This is a genomic window from Actinomadura sp. 3N508, assembly GCF_044326375.1.
Lineage (GTDB): Bacteria > Actinomycetota > Actinomycetes > Streptosporangiales > Streptosporangiaceae > Spirillospora.
The window spans coordinates 199330-216835 of record NZ_JBIRAX010000007.1; the positions used below are offsets into that span (position 1 = coordinate 199330).

The window sequence follows — 17506 nt, forward strand, 5'->3', positions numbered from 1 at the left end:
TCCGAACAACCACCACTCCCCGAAAGGTCACCATGACGCTCGACCCCGACGTTGCCGGGTTCCTGTCCGCCCTCCGCTCCGCTGGCGCCCCGCCCGGCTTCTCCGGGACGCCCGGCGAGATGCGCGAGCGCATGCGGAACGCGATCGAGGGCAACTGGGATCCCGCGGAGTTCGCCCCGGTCAAGAGCGTTGACGATGTCGCCGTCGACGGGCTGCGCCTCAAGGTCGTCCGGCCTCTCGCCGACGGGCCGGCTCCGACCGTCGTCTACTTTCATCCCGGCGGCTTCATCATGGGCAGCGCCCACCTGATGCAGGACGTCGCCCGGCGGCTCGCGCACGACCTGGGCGCCTGGGTCGTCTCCGTCGACTACCGGCTCGCCCCCGAACACCCGTTCCCGGCCGCGGTCGAGGACGCGATGACCGCGTTGCGCTGGGTGGCCGGCCACGTCGGCGACCTCGGCGGCGATCCGGCGCGCGTCGGCCTCGCCGGGGAGAGCTCGGGCGCCAACCTCGCGGCGGTCACGGCACGGCGCGCCCGTGACGCGGGCATCCCCGTGGCGGGCCAGCTGCTCGCCTCGCCGGTGACGAACTTCGCCGCCCGGTACCCGTCCGTCGCCGAGAACGCCGACGGCTACTTCCTGACCCGCGACGACCTCGCCGTCATCAGAAAGCTCTACTTCGGTGACGACGACGCCCGCGCCGCGGACCCGCTCGTCTCGCCCGCCCTGGCGCCCGACCTGACCGGGGTCGCCCCGGCGGTCATCGGGGTGGCGGGGTTCGACCCCCTGCGCGATGACGGCACCGTCTACGCGGCCCGGCTCCTGGAGGCGGGCGTGCCCACCGCCCTGCGCGTCTACCCCGGCCTCATCCACCCGTTCTTCGGCATGCCCGGCCTGTCCCCGGCCGCCGACGCCGCCGTGTCCGAGCTGACCGGCCTGCTCGGCGACCTGCTCGGCGGCCCACTGGACGGCCCACTGGACGGCTCGCTGGACCGCGCGCCCGCCGCGACGGAGGAGGACGCGTGACCGCTTCCGTCAACGACGTGCGCGAGATAGGGCACTGGGTCGACGGCAAGGAGTTCCTCGGCTCCAGCGGAGACACCGCGCCCGTGACGGACCCGGCGACAGGGCGGGTCACCGGCCGGGTCTCCATGGCGGACACCGCCGACGCGCGCGTCGCGATCGCCTCGGCGAAGGCCGCCTTCCCGGCCTGGCGGGACCTCTCCCTGACCAGGCGCACCCAGATCGTCTTCCGGTTCCGGGAACTGCTGGACCGGCGCAAGCCGGAGCTGGCGAAACTGATCACCGCCGAGCACGGCAAGGTGCTCTCCGACGCGCTCGGCGAGATCAGCCGGGGCCAGGAGGTCGTCGAGTTCGCCTGCGGAATGCCGCATCTGCTCAAGGGCGCGATGACGGAAAACGCCTCGACCGGCGTCGACGTCCACTCGATCCGCCAGCCGCTGGGCCCGGTGGGGATCATCACGCCGTTCAACTTCCCGGCGATGGTCCCGCTGTGGTTCTTCCCGATCGCGATCGCCGCGGGCAACACCGTCGTGCTCAAGCCCAGCGAGAAGGACCCGTCCGCCGCGATCTGGCTGGCCGAACTGTGGGCCGAGGCGGGACTGCCCGCGGGCGTGTTCACCGTCCTGCAAGGCGGCAAGACCGCGGTCGACGAACTGCTGACCAACCCTGAAATCAGGGCGGTCTCTTTCGTCGGCTCCACGCCGATCGCCCAGTACGTCTACGCCACCGCGAGCGCGCACGGAAAGCGCGTCCAGGCGCTCGGGGGCGCGAAGAACCACATGCTCGTCCTTCCCGACGCCGACCTCGACGCCACCGCCGACGCCGCGGTGAACGCCGGCTTCGGGTCCGCCGGCGAACGCTGCATGGCGGTGAGCGTCGTGGTCGCCGTCGGCGACGTCGCCGACCGGCTCATCCCCAAGATCGCCGAGCGGGCCGCGGCCATCAGGGTCGGCGACGGCACCCGCTCCTGCGACATGGGCCCGCTGGTGACCGCGCAGCACCGCGACAAGGTGGCCGGTTACATCGGCTCCGGAGAGAGGGACGGGGCGTCAGTCGTCCTCGACGGCCGTCACGTCCGGCCGGACGGGGCGGCAGGCGGCTTCTGGCTCGGTCCGACGTTGCTCGACCACGTCACCCCCGAGATGAAGGTCTACACGGATGAGATCTTCGGGCCGGTGCTGTCGGTGGTCCGGGCCCGCTCCTACGACGAGGCCATGGCGCTGATCAACGCCAGCCCCTACGGAAACGGCGCGTGCGTCTTCACCAGGGACGGCGGCGCGGCCCGGCGGTTCCAGAACGAGGTCGAAGCGGGAATGGTCGGCGTCAACGTGCCCGTCCCGGTGCCGATGGCGTACTACAGCTTCGGCGGCTGGAAGAACTCGCTCTTCGGTGACACCCACGCGCACGGCACCGAAGGCGTGCACTTCTTCACCCGCGGCAAGGTGGTCACGAGCCGCTGGCCGGAACCCGCGCGAAGCGGGCTCGACCTCGGCTTCCCTGAGAACAGCTGAACCGACCCTCCTGACCCGAAGGCGGGTCCACCCGGCATCTGTCACACCGGGTGGACCCGCCTTCGTCGGAATGAGGCGCAGTCAGGACAGGGCGGCCTCGCCGCTCGCCTCGTGGGCTTTCCGGGTGGGCGTCCCCTTGCCCAGGCGGGGGGCGGTCTCGCGGATCAGCAGCGCCACCACGGCCAGCAGGATCGGCGCCGCGGCGTACAGCAGCAGCGCGCTCTTCAGGCTGTGGGTCGCGTCGGCGAGCGCGCCGCCGAGCTGCGGGCCGAGCGCGCCGCCGAGCGTCTCGCCCACGGCGATCTGCAGGGCGAACGCCGTGGCCATCAGTTCCCGGGGAACCGACTCGCCTGGCACCACATAGGTGATCAGCGTGAGCGAGCCGCCCGCCATCAGGCCGACGACCAGCGACGCCAGCAGCAGCGGCACCGAGTGGGCGAACAGGACGAAGAACAGCGGCACGAGCCCGCTGCAGATCGCCGCCGCGAACAGGGCCGGTTTGCGTCCGACGCGGTCCGACACCGCGGGGGCGATGATGCTGCCGAGCGCGATGATGCAGCCGTACACGGTGAGCACGAGCGTCGCGGTGCTCCGGGAGAGCCCCTCCTCGTGCAGGTAGGTGGGCGCGAACGCGCCGAAGCCGATGTTCGTGCCGAGGCAGACGGTCGTGCCGGCGAGTGCCAGCGGGACGTTGCGGTTGGCCAGGACGAGACGGAAGTCCCGGGCCTTGACGCGCGGGGCGCCGGCGGCGGCCGTGCGGTCCTCGCGCATGAACAGCGCCACGAGGAGCGCCACGACGATGCCGGGGACGGCGACGAGCGGGAAGGCGAGCCGCCAGTTCAGCGCCGTGGCGAGCCCGATCATGATGCTCGGCGCCAGCGCGCTGCCGATGAGCAGCGTCCCGGCGATGACGATGCCCATGTTCCGGCCGCGCCGGTCCGGCGATGACGCGCGGGCGACCGCGCCCTGGATCAGGGGCAGCGCGGGGCCCTCGCAGAAGCCGATGACCGCGCGGAGCAGCAGCATGGTCCCGTAGTCCTGCGCCAGGCCGATCAGGCCGACCGCGGTGGAGAACAGGACCAGGCTCGCGACGATCATCCATTTGGTCCGGCCACCGAGGCGATCGGACACGACCGAGAAGATCAGGCTGGAGATCGCCCATGTCACGGCGGTGATGGAGACCAGCGAGCCGAGCTGGCTGTGGTTCAGATGAAGGTCATCGCCGATCTGCGGGAAGAGGAAGGTGATGCCGAAGCGGTCAAGGAACACGATCCCGGCCGCGAAGAACATGATGAGGACGAGTGTTCTCTGCCGGTTCGCGTCCGCGGCGTCGCCCGGATCAGGGCGGCGGAAGAAACTGGTGACGGGCATGGATGACTCCCCATGAGTGGGTTCGGTTGTTTCTTGAGCGCGCGAAAAGACACACGGGGGGCACTCTGGTGGGGAGCTTGAAATACGGCGGCCGTTACCGCCCGGCCCTTATCGGACGAATTCTTCGGAAAGCGGCTCGGCGCCGGTGAGGCGCTGCGCCGCTCGCGGGAAAAGATCGAGCGCCCGGGCCCTGACACCGCCCTCCTCCTCAAGAGACAATGCGCCGCATTGAAGGAGGCTTGAGCGGTTCGATTCGGCGGACGACTCGGTCGTGCAGGGTGCACCCCAGTCGCTGCCGTAGACGATGTGGCCGGCTCCTACCGTCGCCATCGCCGGTAGAAGGGAATGCGCGAAAGCCGTCGCGGCCGTGTCAACGTAGAGGGAGGACGTCTGCTCGTCGATGTCCTGGGCCGTCACTCCCTGCGGGACCCAGGATTCGTTTCCCAGGAGCCGGAGCCGCCCGGTCAGCGCGGGGAACGCTCCCCCGCAGTGAGCGATGACGAAGGTGATGTTCGGGTGGCGCGAGAACGTCTTCCGGAAGATCATGTCGAAGACCGTCCGGGCGGTGTCGAAGGCCACTTCGTACAGCGGGGCCGGGTGGTCGAGGGTGGGCGGCAGGCGAGCGTCGGGGTGGACGAACACCGCCGCACCCCAGCCGTCGAGCAGTTCCCACAATGGGGTGAGGGAGTCGTCGCCCAGGTATACGCCGTTGTATTTCGTCGTCACGGCGAATCCGTCGGCGTCGAGTTCCTCGCGCGCCCGTACGGCCTCGTCTATGGCAGCCGAGGGGTCGTCCGTCGGGAGGGCGGCCAGGAGACCGAACCGCGACGGGTGCTCCGCCACGAGGGATGCCCCATAGTCGTTCGACGCGCGGAGGCCCGCCAAGCGGCTTGGGATGTTGCTCAGCATCTGCATGGCGGTACCGGACGCGTCCATGTACGCCAGGGTGCGTTCCAGCGACCATTCGTGGGGTTCGGGGAAATAGATGCCCTTGCCCAGCATGGCCTGCCAGACGCGTAGGCGCTCTTCCTCGGTGCTCGGCGGTGTGAAGTGGGCGTGGACGTCGACGTATCGACCCGCGAGCCTGTCATTGATCTGCGCCATATCTAGTCCTCGAACAGGCGCAGGCCGTTCTCGATCTCCGAGAGCGGGCTCTGCTCCAGGTAGGGCGCGAGGGCTTTCCGCGCATCGGCCGGTGACAGGAGCGCGGAATGCTCAACCTCGTCCACGCGCCAGCTTCCGGTGTCGTCGTAGATGAATTCGCCCACGAGCCGTCCGTCGCGGTAGGGCCAGGCGGCGGCGAATCGGTGCGAGATCTGGTAGGTGCCGTCCTGATCGGTGTCCTCGCCGGCGAGCGCGACGGCATCGCCGCGGACGATCTGAGCGAAGACGGCCTCGATGAAGATCCCATAGTCCGATACGGCGACCTCCTCCTCCAGCGCCCCGAAGACGTTCATTCCGCCGCCGACGATCTCGGAATAGAATTTCCGGACCTCCGCCATGCCATCGCAGACCAGGGTCTTCCCGCGTTCGGTGAGCCGATAGACCGGATGGTCGACGATCATCGCCGGGATGAGGATGTCCTCCCAGAATCCGGACACCTCCAGAAGCGCGTGCCGGCGGTAGTTCTTCAGCATGTGCCGATGCTTCGGATCATCGACCACCGCGAGCGCCGCATCGACACCCGCCGTGATTCCCCGTACATCGAAAACCTTCATACCGTCGCTCCTTGAAGGGCCGTTAATTGTCGAGGTCCAGCCCGTTTCGTGCAGCTTAGGAGCCGTTTACCGGCTGCCGCTTCACCTGGTCCGTTGAATGGACGGCTAAAATGACTCCGCTTAACTGGAGCCGACCTCTCCGCGCGCCGATCAAAAACCCGTAAGTCGGATCAGGAGCGACTTCGACGTCCAACAGCAAGGGCGCCCGCCGGTCAGCGAGGGCAGGCACGACCTCGGCGAGGATCCGCGTCAGCTCGTCGTGGAACGCGACCCGTTAGGCGGGGCAGCCGATACCCGCGGCGAAAGTGCAGACACGGACCTCGGTGAATCCCGGCCACAGCGGCTTACCGCTACCGGCCTGGGCGCGATGCCGACCACCCCGCCGACCGGCTGGCGGACGCCCAGCGCGGTGAGGCCGGGGACGTCCGAAGGGATCACCTCCCCGACGGCGGAGTACGCCTGGGCGGCGGCCTCGGCGAGCATCCCCCGCGCGACGGACACGTTGGACTCGCACCAGGGCCGGGCCGTGCCCATCTCCTCCCGCATCAGGGACGCGAGGTCGTCTGCCCGCTCGGCGAACAGCGCCGCGGCCCGCTCCAGGACGGCACGCCTGCGCGCGGGAGGCCGCCCGGCCCACGTCCCGAACCCGCGCTCGGCGGCCTCGACGGCACGCCGCACATCGGCGGGCGACGCGACCGCGACATCGGCGACGGGCTTCCCGGCCAGCTCCGACCTCGTCTGGACGGTCCGGCCGTGCTCGGCCGCGGTCCAGCGGCCTCCGACGAACAGTTCGCACATCCGGACGGCAGGCGCGCCGCGCCGCGCTTCGTCGGTGGCGGTCATGGAATCTCCCTCAGGTCGGAGGCTCAGGCCGGCGGCTTCGGCGGGACGCCGCCGGTGCCCGGGAGTCTCAGACGGACGTCCGGCTGATCACAACGCGAACGTCCATTCAACGAACACGCCGAGCTGCCGGTCAGCCCCTGGCGGTCTCGGCGGCCATCGCCACATCGGGGTCGTACTCGTAGATCCAGCCATTGGCGACCAGCGGATCGTTCTCGGTGAACGACGCGTCACGGGCACGCTGTTCGGGCCCGTCGGGAAGGTGGTTGACGTCCGACCGCGCATGGCTCACCGCCTGCAGCCGGGTCGTGCGCGGAAGGCGCAGGGCCTCGTACCGGCGCAGCGCCCGGGCCGGGTCGGCGAGCCCTTCGGCCAGGCAGCGGGACAGGACCGCCGCGTCCTCGATCGCCTGCGCGGCTCCTTGTGCGAAGAACGGGAACATGGGGTGCGCGGCGTCCCCGAGCAGCGTCACCGGCCCGCGGCTCCACCCGGGAAGCGGCGCGCGGTCGAGCAGCGCCCATCGACCTGGTGTCCCCGCCGCGCGGATGAGGTCGACGAGCCTCGGGTCCCATCCGTCGAATTCAAGGAGGAACTCCTCGATCGTCGCCTGCGCCGTCCACGACTCCACCAGGTCCTCACCCGCCGGTGCGAAGGCCACGAGGTTCACGAACCTTCCTGCGGAGATGGGGTAGTGCACCAAGTGATGATTGGGACCGATCCACAATGTCTGCGCGTTCCGCCGGGCGAACGACGGCGCGCGGTCGCCCGGGACCAGGGCACGGAACGCGCACAGGCCCGAGAAGGCGGCCGGGCGCGGTTCGGCGATGGCGCCTCGCACCACCGAGTGGACGCCGTCCGCCCCGATGACGATGTCCGCCTCGACTACCTCGCCGTCAGCGAACCGCAGCGACGGGCGTTCGCCCCCCAGGTCGAGCGCCGTGCAGCGTTTGCCGAGACGGACCGTCTCCTCCGGCACGGCGCTCCTGATGACCTCCAGCAGCTCGGCGCGATGCACCGTGTAGGTGTGCTCGCCGTAGAGCCGCTCGCAGTCCGCCGCGAGGTCTTCGGCGGACAGGACCGTCCCGTCCTGCCAGCGGCGGAACTCCCACCCGACGTCCAACTGGACGGCGCCGCGCAACAAAACCTCCATGACGCCGAGCCGGCGCAGGAGCCGGGCGGCGTTGGGGGCCACCACGAGCCCGGCACCGACCTCCTTCAGCACCGGCGCCTGCTCGTACACCGTGCTGCGAAGACCCGCTCGGCCGAGGAAGGCGGCGGCCGCGAGGCCACCGATCCCGCCGCCGAGAATCGCGATCTTCGGTGTCTCGATGTTCGACCCGAGCATCTAGTCTTCGACCCCCGCAGCCGTTCTCCCGCATCCAGATTGACAGCGCCATGCTGCACGGGCAGCCGGGCGGAAAGCGCGCTGATGGTCATCCTATGAACATCGTCGGCTACCATCGCGGGCAGACGAAAGGGGGCCCGGAATGCCTCGGACCAGCGAGCCCGGCAGGAGCGTGAGTTCACGACTCCTGGAGGTCCTCTTCGCGTTCCAGCCCGATCAGAGCACTCTCAGCCTCGCCGAACTGGTGCGGAAGACGGGCCTGCCGCACGCGACCGTCCGCCGGCTGGCCATGGAGCTCACCGACGTCGGCGCGTTGAACCGGCAGCACGACGGCCGCTTCACGATCGGCCTGCGGCTGTGGCAACTCGGCACGCTGGCCCCGCTCACCGAGTCGCTGCGCTCCAAGGCCCAGCCCTTCATGGAAGATCTCTACACGGCACTCCACCAGCACGTGCAACTGGCGGTCCTGGAGGGAACCGAGGCCGTCATCATCGAAAGGCTGTCCGCGCCGCAGGCGCAGCACCTCGTCTCCCATGTAGGAGGCCGGCTTCCACTGCACTGCTCGGGCGTGGGAAAGGTGCTTCTCGCCCACGGCGGCGCCGACCAGATCGACAAGGTCCTGTCCGGCAAGCTGCACCGGTACACGCCCCAGACCACCACCGACCCGACCGTCCTCAGAAGCGAACTCGCCGAATGCCGCCGCACCGGCTACGCGACCGTCCGGAGCGAACTCACCGACGGCGCCGACTCGATCGCCACTCGAATCGTGGACGGTGAAGGCCGCGTCGTGGCGGCGATGTCCGTGGTGGTGCGCAGCGGTTCAGTACAACACCAAGCGGCGCTTCCGTCGCTGATCGCAGGTGGCCTCGGCGTCTCCCGCATGCTCGGCTGGCGCCCCGGCACCAAGATCCGCGACACGTGAATCCGCGTCCCTCACCCAACTCGCGCCAGCGCTCAAAGGGCCCCAGACCACGCCTTCGACGGCGAGCATGGCGCAAACCTTGACCTCGGCTTAGACATTCCTGCGTGACGGAATCGTTGAGCCAAAATGCAGGCGTCCGAATCTGCATGTGAGTACGGCTTGGAGGATGGCGGTCATCTGGTTGGGTGAGCAACGGGCTTTCTGCAGGATGTGCCGCCCGTTGAGAGTGGCGGCGCCTACTCGCCGAACCGCGCGGGCTCGGGCGTGATGCCGAAATTTACGCGTGAGACCTACCGGCGGCCCTTTCGGGCGCGCCGCCGGACCACCACGATCCGCCCCACCACGAGCACGGCCACCACCGCGACCACCCCGATCGAGAGCAAGATCTTGTGCACAGCCTCGAAGTAGTAGGCCGACGCGCTGATCACAGCCTTGATGACGAACAGCATCTCTCCCCTCAGGGCGCCATACCCGGCGATGCCCAACCTATTCCCGCTTGGGGTTCATCCGGATTTGGAACTCATTTGTGGTTGCGTGGGGCTTAGTCCGGTCAAGCCAGGGGCAGGACCCCCAGGTCGCCCGGCCGGGACGGAAGAAGGTCGACAGGAGATGTCCGCTGGCAATTCGCTAGTCGCATCCTCGGATTCGTCGCTAGCCGCCCCGGCACTATCCGAGACTGCAGTTCTTCATCTGCGGACCGTCCCCCATGCTCGACGCCATGGAGCCAACGCTGACCGAAACAGGCATCGCAAATTACGCATAAATTGCGCGTCGGCGATTATCAAGTAGTTCGGATGGTTTAGGCATTGAGCCGGCGCGGTAGGCATGTCGGCGGGGATGTGGTTTCAGTGACGCGTCGGACGTCCTGTGGTCGGGCGGATACGCGAAGGCGTTCTAGCGAACCGGGAGCGGGATGAAAGCGTTCGTGATGAAGGAAATCGGGAATGTTGGTCTGCTGGAGAAGCCCATGCCGCGGCCGGGGCCGCTGGATGCCGTCATACGGACGACCGCAGCGCTGATCTGTACTTCGGATTCCCATACGGTCAAGGGCGGCATCGGGCCGCGGGAGAACCTCACGCTCGGCCATGAGGCCGTGGGGACGGTTCATGAAGTGGGTCCGGAGGTGAAGAGCTTCCGGCCGGGCGATCGTGTGCTGGTCGGGGCCATCACTCCCGATTGGGGTGATCTTGCCGCACAGAACGGTTATCCTTCACAGTCCGGCGGGCCCTTGGGCGGCTTCAAGTTCGCGAACTCCAAGGACGGCGTGTTCGCCGAGTATTTCCATGTGAACGAGGCCGACGCGAACCTGGCGAAGATACCCGATGCGGTTCCCGACGAGATCGCGGTGTACTGCGCCGACATGCTCTCGACGGGATTCATGGGGGCGGAGAACGGAAACATCCCGATGGGCGGGACGGTGGCCGTCCTGGCCCAGGGCCCGGTGGGGCTCATGGGCACTGCGGGCGCGAAGCTGCGGGGTGCCGGTCTTGTCATCGGGGTCGAATCGGTCCCCGAGCGGCAGAAACTCGCCCGCACCTACGGGGCGGACGAGATCGTGGACTTCACCAGAGAGAACGTCGTCGAGCGGATCCTCGAACTGACCCAGGGGCAGGGCGTCGACACCGCCATCGAGGCCCTGGGAGCGGACGAGACCTTCCAGACCGCCGTGAAAATCACCAAGCCCGGCGGGACGATATCCAACATCGGCTATTACGGCGAAGGCGAGTTCGTGCGCATTCCCCGCGCGGAGTGGGGAGTCGGGATGGCCGACAAGACGATCGCCACCGGCCTGTGCCCGGGGGGCCGGCTCCGCATGGAACGGCTGCTGCGAATACTGGAAACGGGACGTCTCGATCCCTCGAAGATGACGACGCACACGTTCTCCTTCGATGACATGGAGCGGGCCTTCGAGGTGTCGGACAGGAAACTCGAGAATGTCGTGAAGGTGCTGATCAACTTCTAGCGCGCCGCGGTCCGGGACATTCTCCCGGAGGGTCAGTTCGACGGAGGAGTTCGGCATGCTCGATCCCGATCCATCGTTCCGCCCGGTCAGCCGATGGGAGGGCTACCCGCGGCTGGAGGACCTGGGCCTGATCGGCGACGGCGCGACGGCGGCACTGGTCGGCCTGGACGGTTCGATCCCGTGGCTGTGCCTGCCCCACTTCGACAGCGAACCCTTGCTGTGCGGCCTGCTGGATCACCAACACGGCGGGCATTTCGCCCTGACGGTCGAGGATCTGCGGGAAGCCCGCCAGTACTACAAGCCCGACACCGCGGTGCTGGTGACCGAGCTGCGCGGCCCAACGGGCCTGGTCGAGATCACCGATGCGCTGACCCTGCGCGCGGGCGCGGACCTGTCCGATGACGCGGGCGCGAGCAGGGCCGAACTCGTCCGGTCCGCCGTCGTCCTGGACGGAACAGCCCGCCTGCAGGCGGAGCTGCTCCCGCGCGGTGGCGCGCAGACCCGGGTGCTGGCCAGCGGGCTGGAGGTGCGGGCGTCCCTGCGGCCAGACCTGCGGTTGCATCTACGCTCCAACCGCCCGCTCAGTGGACTCCGCACCGTGCACGAGTTGGAGCAGGGTGATCGCCTCCACCTGACGCTGTCGTGGGGACGCGTCCACCGCCACCACCGGTTCGACCCCGAGGCGGTGCTGCGGGACACCGCCGAGGCATGGCGCCGCTGGATGCGCGGCTTCAGCTATGGCGGCCCGCAGGAACCGCTGGTGCGACGAGCCGCGATCACGTTGAAACTGTGCGACGACTGGATCAACGGCTCGATGGTGGCGGCCCCCACCTCATCGTTGCCCGCGCCGATCGGCGGAGTCCGCAACTGGGACTACCGCTACGCCTGGATCCGGGACGCCGCCTTCACCGTGTTCGCGCTGCGCCGCGTCGGCTTCGACGGCGAGGCCGACGCCTTCCTCGGCTGGGTCCTGGACGCCTTCGAGAACAGCCGGCAGCCGCGGATCATGTACACCCTGCGCGGCGATCCCGTCCCCGAGGAGATCCAGGACACCGGCCTTGAGGGCTACCGGCGTTCCGCGCCCGTGCGCTGGGGCAACGGCGCGGCCGACCAGCGCCAACACGACATCTACGGTGAGGTCCTGGACTGCGCCGACCAGTGGTTGCACGCCGGCGGCGACCTCCAGCCCGCGCTGTGGTCCGGTCTGGCGGAACTGGCCGAGACCGCCGCGAGCGCGTGGCGCCGACCGGACCAGGGCATCTGGGAGGTGCGCAGCGAGGGCCGGGTGTTCACCTATTCGGCCGGGATGTGCCAGGTGGCCCTGGACCGGGCCACGGCCATCGGCGAACGCCTCAACCTGCCCGGACCGATCACCACGTGGCGCGCCACCGCCGGCAAGCTGCGCCGGCTCATCCTGGAGCGATCCTGGGACGAGGACTCACAGTGCCTGAGCGAGCACCTCGATGGCGGTGGAGGACTGGACGCCAGCCTGCTCGCGCTCCCGCTGCGGAAGGTCGTCCCGGCCGACCACCCACGGATGAGGGCCACCACCGCGGCCATCGCCGAACGCCTGTCCGCCGGGGACGGCCTGCTCTACCGCTACCTTCACGACCAGTCGCCCGACGGCCTGCCCGGCGACGAAGGCGCGTTCCTGCTGTGCAGCTTCTGGCTGGTCGACAACCTCGCCCTTCAAGGCCACATCGAGCAAGCCGAGCACCTCTACACCTCGCTGTGCGGCCGGGCCAGCCCGCTCGGACTCCTACCCGAGCAGATCGACCCGGCAACGGGCGCCTTCATGGGCAACTTCCCGCAGGCTTTCAGCCACATCGGCATCATCGCCAGCGGCGTCACCCTCGCCCGAGCCCGAGCAGGCGACACGGCATGACCATGAGGTGCCCCGGGTTCGGTGACGTTAATGGCGTACCCCGAATTCCGTGGCGTCGGGATACCGGAGTCTCACGCGAGTTGTTGGGCTGAGTGGAATCTCTCGTACTCGGTGGGGCTGAGCATCCCAAGGCCGCTGTGGCCGCGTCGGCGGTAAGAAAGATCTCCAGGTACCGCCACCCAGATACGGACGAGCCACGCCTAGAGACACCCTCACAAACCGCACATTGCAGGTCAGAAGCATGGGGTTCAGGTCCCCGGTTTTGGTTGACGGAGAGGCGAATGCCGCCTTCGGGAAGCCCTTCGTCCGTCGACCATCTCACCAACGAGCAGGCCCGCAGCGCGACCGTCAAGTCGTGCCCCCCGCTGAGCGGGGTCCGCGTGGTCACGGTCCCTCCGCCAACACAAACCTCCGTGCACCGTGTTCGTTAATGGGCCAGGCGCTCGGCCGTGGCGAGTGGCGGGCATCGGCGCGGAACGACACGCGAACCGGGATCGATGGAGACGAGGCGACACGTTCTGACCATGACCGAGCGCTATGCGACCCACGGGACGCTTGTTCTCCGGATGGCCGAGGCGTCAAGCTGTGAGCCGAGGAGAGGGGGGCCGGCGATGGAGCGGGCCGACGCGATGGTGCTGTTCGGGATCACCGGGAATCTGGCGTACAAGATGCTGCTTCCGGCGTTGTACCAGCTGACGGCGGACGGGGTGCTGGACCAGCCGATCGTGGGGGTCGCCAAGACCGACCTCGACCTGGCCGGGCTGCGAAGCCGGGCCCGTGAGGCCTGCGAGGCCAAGCACGACAAGGTGGACGACGCGGCGTTCGAGAAGTTCGCAGGGAACCTCCGGCTCGTCGCGGGCGACTACACCGACGGCGCCACCTTCGATGCGATCCGTGGCGAGGTCGGCGATGCGGGATTCCTCACTCACTATCTCGCGGTTCCTCCTTCGCTGTTCGCGACGGTCGCCGAGGGCCTGGCCAAGGTCGGCCTGAACAGGAACGCCCGGATGGTCGTCGAAAAGCCGTTCGGCAACGACCTGGAGTCGGCGCGGGCGTTGAACGCCGAGTTGCTGAAGTTCTTCGACGAGGACCATCTGAGGCGCGTCGACCACTTCCTCGGCAAGGAGCCGATCGAGGACCTGCTGATGTTCCGGTTCGAGAACATGCTCCTGGAGCCGATCTGGAACCGTCACTACGTCGACAACGTGCAGATCACGATGGCCGAGGACTTCGACGTCGCCGACCGTGGCTCGTTCTACGACGCCAACGGCACGATCCGCGATGTCGTCCAGAACCACCTTCTGCAGATCCTCGCGCTCCTGGCCATGGACACGCCGCCGTCGACCGACTCACGCGCCTTCATCGACGAGAAGTGGCGGGTGCTGCGCGCCGTCGAGGCCGTCGCGCCCGGCGATGTCATCCGCGGCCAGTACGACGGCTACCTCGCCACCGAAGGCGTCCGTGAGGGTTCGACCACCGAGACCTACGCCGCGCTGTGCCTGCACATCAACAACTGGCGCTGGGCCGGCGTCCCGTTCTACATCCGCTCCGGTAAGGCACTGGGCACCACCGATCTGGAGGTGGTCGCCCAGCTCCGCACCCCGCCCATCAGCTTCTTCGACGGCGCCCCAGAGCCCAATCTGATCCGCTTCCGCATCCAGCCCGATGCGGGGGTCACCTTCGACCTGCTCGCCAAGGTCCCGGGGCGCGACAGCACCCGGCGAGTCCCGCTCAGCGTGGACTTCACCAAGGTCCTGGGCCCGATGGAAGCGGCCTACCAGCGCATCCTCACCGACGCGATGACCGGCGACCCCCGCCGCTTCGTCCGCTTCGACCTGGCCGAAGAATCCTGGCGCATCATCCAGCCCGTCCTCGACCTCCCCACCCGGCCCCTCCCCTACGCCAAAGGAACCTGGGGCCCGGACGAAGCCACCACCTTCGTTCCCGGCGGCTGGCACGAAATCTCCACCACCTTCGACTGACGCGTACGGGCCTGGACATGGGCCCGAGGGTGGCGACAACGACGATGCCGAGAAACCGCAGACCGCCTCCCTCACCCGCGCCCAGCCACACGCCATGGCACGGTTCCCCCCGACCAGCCAAGCAGCACCCGAGATGTTGCCGTTCTCCCGATCCAGCGCCTCGAAGACCCTCGGCCACGGATCCAGACGACCAGAAGACTGTGAACCGGGACGGGATCGTCAGGCGGGCGCCCGATGGGGCGACCGTGAGCGCCGGTCTGCGGCGGACCCCGTAGGCCAGACCGGCGCGCGATCCTGTTCCATCACCACCGATCGCCGCAGCCGCTGCATCCTGCTGAGTCCTCACGATCTCGGACGTGATCGTGACTTCGCACTCCACGAGACCGGACTTCCGGGCATAGCGCCTCCGCAGCCGGAACACCTCCAGCAGACGCCGCAGCACCGGACCGGGAACGCGCTCTAGATCGATCGTCCCGACCGGCAGCAGATCCAGCAGTTCGGGATACGGACGCGGCGCTGCCGTACTCCGCAGGTCTCGAAGCTTGGCCTGCTCGGCTTCCAGGTCACCGGCGATCTGAGCGGCGCGTTCATTGATGTTCTGGACAAACGCCGGGCTAGGCTCATCCAGTTGTCCAAGCGGATCCAGCATCCGCGCACGCCGCCGAACCAGATCCGCGATCTTGGTCGAAGGACACCCGGTCGACCAGACCCCGAGCGTCCTGTCACGGGGTGGTGCCTGAGGAGTGTTGGTTCGCCGCTCGGCGTGGACCTCGCTCATGGGGAGTCGACCCGGTCCCCGGATTGCCCACGAGGCGCGGTTTTCCGGCGCTGAAGGACAGGGCCGTCTGGACGACGCATATCGCCATGAGGACCAATACCGGTGTGGTCCAGGAGTTGGTGACGTCCCGCAACACGCCGATGGTGAACGGGCCGAGGGCGGCGAGGAGGTAGCCGGCGCTCTGCGCCATCGCCGACAGGGTGGCGGTATCCGTCGCGGTGCGGGTTCGCATACTGAACAGCGCAAGGGTCAGGGGGAACACGCCACCACCGATGCCGATGAGCACTGCCCAGAGCCAGGGGACCGACTCCGGGCTGAGCAGGAGGCCGGCCAGGCCGACGATCTGGACGGCGGTCATCCCCGCACCGAGGAATCCCTGCCGCCGTAGCCGTGCCGCGAGGACCGGGACGACGAAGTACACCGGGACGCCGACGAGGAGCGCGACGGCCAGAAGCGTGCCGGCCTCGCCGGGCGCGAAGCCGGCGTCGATGTAGATGGTCGGCAGCCAGGCCATGACGACGAAGGCGAGGACGGACTGGGTCGCGAAGAGGAGGGTGACCGCCCAGGCGACGGGGCTGCGGATCATGGCCGCCATCGGCGCGCGGGATTCGGCCGGCGCGTGGCTCCGGCGCATCTGCGGCAGCCAGATCGCCAGAGCGGCGGCGGCGAGGACGGACCAGGCCGCGAGGCCGCCTCGCCAGCCGCCGGCGGCGTCGCCGATCGGCACGGTCGCGGCGGCGCCGATCGCGGCCCCGCCGGACATGGCGGCGCTGTAGGCGCCGGTGACCTCGCCGACGCGGGCCGGGAACTCGATCTTGACGATCACGGGGATCAGCACGTTGCCGACGGCGATGCCGGCGCAGGCGACGAAGGTGCCGGCGAGGAGGGTGGCCTCGCCGGCGCCGACACGGATCAGCTGCCCGGCCAGCAGCAGTCCGAGCGCGAGGCCGAGCCCGGTCTTCGCGCCCATGCGCCGGATGAGCCGGGGCGTCGCGAGGGCGACGCCGCCGAAGCACACGACCGGCAGGGTCGCGGCGGTCGACGTGGCGAGAGTGGACATCGCGAGGTCGCTGCGGGCCTGGTCGAGCACGGCTCCGAGGCTCGTCACCGCGACACGGAGGTTCACGGCGACGAGGACGACGGCGACCAGCACCAGCGCGGCATGAGCGCGTGCCGCCCTGGTGGCGTGGCCGTCCATGCCGGACGGGTCGGACGAACGCCCCTTCGCCTCCGGGTGAGGGGGGTTCGTCACGTCGCGTCACCGAGGTTGCTTGGTACTGCGCGGAACGCGGTGTGCGCCTGTGCGGCCTGGCGGCCTCGGGCGGATGCGTCGTCCGGGTTCATCACGCCCCGAGGGCGGGCTGCGGGACCGGGCCGGAGATGAGCGTGCGCACCGCGTCGACGGCGGTGGCGAACAGCGGGGCGGTGGAGGGGGCGGTGCCGGTGTCGATGGCGTCCTGGCTCCACATCATCACGACGCTCCCCGTGCGCACCTTGAGGACGGTGCCGACGATGAACACGGCGGCGGTCTCCATCTCCGAGCAGACGGCCCCGCCGCGGCGCCATGCCTCGAAACGCTCGGTCAGTGTGGATGCCAGCGGCATCCGCTCCGGTTCCGTCTCGCCGTAGTAGGAGTCCTTGGTGTGCGCGGGTCCGCACGTGTACGGGACGCCCGCACGGTCCGCGGCCTGACGCAGCGCGAGTACCACGTCGATGTCCGCGACCGCCGGGAACTCGACCGGCAGGTACTGCCTGGTGGTGCCCTCGTCGCGGATCGCCGCGGTGAGGACGGCCAGCTCGCCGTTGCGGGTGCCGGGTCGCATCGTGCCCGACACGCCGACCCGGATCATCGTGTCCACTCCGAGCGCGGCCAGTTCCTCCACGGCCAGGGCGGTGGACGGTCCGCCGACGCCGGTGGAGGTCACGACGACCGTCTCGCCGTCCACCGTGCCGCGCCAGGTCTCGAACTCGCGGTTGCGGACGACGAACTCCGGAGCGTCGAGGAGCGCGGCGATCGAGGCCACCTGGTCGGGGTTGCCGGGCAGGAGGGCGTACCGCCCCACGTCCCGGCTGCGAAGGTGCAGGTGGTGGGCCAGCTTGTCGGCGTTCATCCAGATTCCTCCGTACGTCAATTGCGGCCATACAGTGTCATAAACCGGCTACGTTCGT

The 17506-nt window shown here is 69.1% G+C and carries 14 protein-coding genes; 6 read left to right on the forward strand and 8 right to left on the reverse strand.

Annotated elements, in window-relative coordinates; genetic code table 11:
- The first annotated feature begins 32 nt into the window (after window positions 1-32).
- Window positions 33-1025, forward strand: coding sequence for an alpha/beta hydrolase (locus tag ACH34S_RS25285; RefSeq protein WP_395955267.1), 993 nt, complete (start codon window positions 33-35; stop codon window positions 1023-1025).
- On the forward strand, window positions 1022-2533 hold the full coding sequence (locus ACH34S_RS25290; protein WP_395955268.1) for a CoA-acylating methylmalonate-semialdehyde dehydrogenase: 1512 nt from the start codon (window positions 1022-1024) through the stop codon (window positions 2531-2533). The genes ACH34S_RS25285 and ACH34S_RS25290 overlap by 4 nt, the downstream gene beginning before the upstream one ends.
- An 81-nt stretch (window positions 2534-2614) precedes the next feature.
- Here the strand turns inward: ACH34S_RS25290 and ACH34S_RS25295 are convergent, their stop codons facing one another.
- From ACH34S_RS25295 to ACH34S_RS25315, 5 genes are all read right to left on the reverse strand, one after another.
- On the reverse strand, window positions 2615-3904 hold the full coding sequence (locus ACH34S_RS25295; protein ID WP_395955269.1) for a nitrate/nitrite transporter: 1290 nt from the start codon (window positions 3902-3904) through the stop codon (window positions 2615-2617).
- A gap of 108 nt (window positions 3905-4012) precedes the next feature.
- A complete protein-coding gene (locus ACH34S_RS25300) occupies window positions 4013-5008 on the reverse strand; it encodes an amidohydrolase family protein (protein ID WP_395955270.1) in 996 nt (331 codons plus the stop codon).
- Window positions 5009-5010: 2 nt separating this feature from the next.
- Window positions 5011-5622: a hypothetical protein gene (locus tag ACH34S_RS25305; protein WP_395955271.1), complete on the reverse strand. Its 612-nt coding sequence runs from the start codon at window positions 5620-5622 to the stop codon at window positions 5011-5013.
- Window positions 5623-5871: 249 nt separating this feature from the next.
- Window positions 5872-6465, reverse strand: coding sequence for an aldehyde dehydrogenase family protein (locus ACH34S_RS25310; RefSeq protein ID WP_395955272.1), 594 nt, complete (start codon window positions 6463-6465; stop codon window positions 5872-5874).
- Window positions 6466-6595: 130 nt separating this feature from the next.
- Complete coding sequence (locus ACH34S_RS25315) at window positions 6596-7807, reverse strand: FAD-dependent monooxygenase (protein ID WP_395955273.1); 1212 nt, start codon at window positions 7805-7807, stop codon at window positions 6596-6598.
- A gap of 172 nt (window positions 7808-7979) precedes the next feature.
- Here ACH34S_RS25315 and ACH34S_RS25320 point away from each other — a divergent pair, with 172 nt between their 5' ends.
- Window positions 7980-8729, forward strand: coding sequence for an IclR family transcriptional regulator (locus tag ACH34S_RS25320; RefSeq protein ID WP_395955274.1), 750 nt, complete (start codon window positions 7980-7982; stop codon window positions 8727-8729).
- 290 nt (window positions 8730-9019) lie between these two features.
- Here ACH34S_RS25320 and ACH34S_RS25325 read toward each other — a convergent pair whose 3' ends face one another.
- A complete protein-coding gene (locus tag ACH34S_RS25325) occupies window positions 9020-9178 on the reverse strand; it encodes a hypothetical protein (protein WP_395955275.1) in 159 nt (52 codons plus the stop codon).
- 464 nt (window positions 9179-9642) lie between these two features.
- Here ACH34S_RS25325 and ACH34S_RS25330 point away from each other — a divergent pair, with 464 nt between their 5' ends.
- From ACH34S_RS25330 to zwf, 3 genes are all read left to right on the forward strand, one after another.
- Window positions 9643-10692: an NAD(P)-dependent alcohol dehydrogenase gene (locus ACH34S_RS25330; protein ID WP_395955276.1), complete on the forward strand. Its 1050-nt coding sequence runs from the start codon at window positions 9643-9645 to the stop codon at window positions 10690-10692.
- A 55-nt stretch (window positions 10693-10747) separates the two neighbouring features.
- Complete coding sequence (locus tag ACH34S_RS25335; protein WP_395955277.1) at window positions 10748-12577, forward strand: glycoside hydrolase family 15 protein; 1830 nt, start codon at window positions 10748-10750, stop codon at window positions 12575-12577.
- Between the two features lie 611 nt (window positions 12578-13188).
- Entirely contained in the window at window positions 13189-14559 is a 1371-nt protein-coding gene (gene zwf / locus ACH34S_RS25340) for a glucose-6-phosphate dehydrogenase (RefSeq protein WP_395955278.1), read from the forward strand.
- Between the two features lie 722 nt (window positions 14560-15281).
- Here the strand turns inward: zwf and ACH34S_RS25345 are convergent.
- Window positions 15282-16589 carry an MFS transporter gene (locus ACH34S_RS25345; protein WP_395955279.1) on the reverse strand — a complete coding sequence of 436 codons (1308 nt, stop codon included), beginning with the start codon at window positions 16587-16589 and terminating at the stop codon, window positions 15282-15284.
- Window positions 16590-16680: 91 nt separating this feature from the next.
- Entirely contained in the window at window positions 16681-17448 is a 768-nt protein-coding gene (locus tag ACH34S_RS25350; protein WP_395955280.1) for a nucleoside phosphorylase, read from the reverse strand.
- Between the last annotated feature and the right edge of the window lie 58 nt (window positions 17449-17506).

Coding starts and splice junctions, on each gene's coding strand:
- ACH34S_RS25285 (WP_395955267.1), top strand. CDS start 33: ATGACGCTCGACCCCGACGTTGCCGGGTTCCTGTCCGCCCTCCGCTCC.
- ACH34S_RS25295 (WP_395955269.1), bottom strand. CDS start 3,904: ATGCCCGTCACCAGTTTCTTCCGCCGCCCTGATCCGGGCGACGCCGCG.
- ACH34S_RS25300 (WP_395955270.1), bottom strand. CDS start 5,008: ATGGCGCAGATCAATGACAGGCTCGCGGGTCGATACGTCGACGTCCAC.
- ACH34S_RS25305 (WP_395955271.1), bottom strand. CDS start 5,622: ATGAAGGTTTTCGATGTACGGGGAATCACGGCGGGTGTCGATGCGGCG.
- ACH34S_RS25310 (WP_395955272.1), bottom strand. CDS start 6,465: ATGACCGCCACCGACGAAGCGCGGCGCGGCGCGCCTGCCGTCCGGATG.
- ACH34S_RS25315 (WP_395955273.1), bottom strand. CDS start 7,807: ATGCTCGGGTCGAACATCGAGACACCGAAGATCGCGATTCTCGGCGGC.
- ACH34S_RS25325 (WP_395955275.1), bottom strand. CDS start 9,178: ATGCTGTTCGTCATCAAGGCTGTGATCAGCGCGTCGGCCTACTACTTC.
- ACH34S_RS25330 (WP_395955276.1), top strand. CDS start 9,643: ATGAAAGCGTTCGTGATGAAGGAAATCGGGAATGTTGGTCTGCTGGAG.
- ACH34S_RS25335 (WP_395955277.1), top strand. CDS start 10,748: ATGCTCGATCCCGATCCATCGTTCCGCCCGGTCAGCCGATGGGAGGGC.
- zwf (WP_395955278.1), top strand. CDS start 13,189: ATGGAGCGGGCCGACGCGATGGTGCTGTTCGGGATCACCGGGAATCTG.
- ACH34S_RS25350 (WP_395955280.1), bottom strand. CDS start 17,448: ATGAACGCCGACAAGCTGGCCCACCACCTGCACCTTCGCAGCCGGGAC.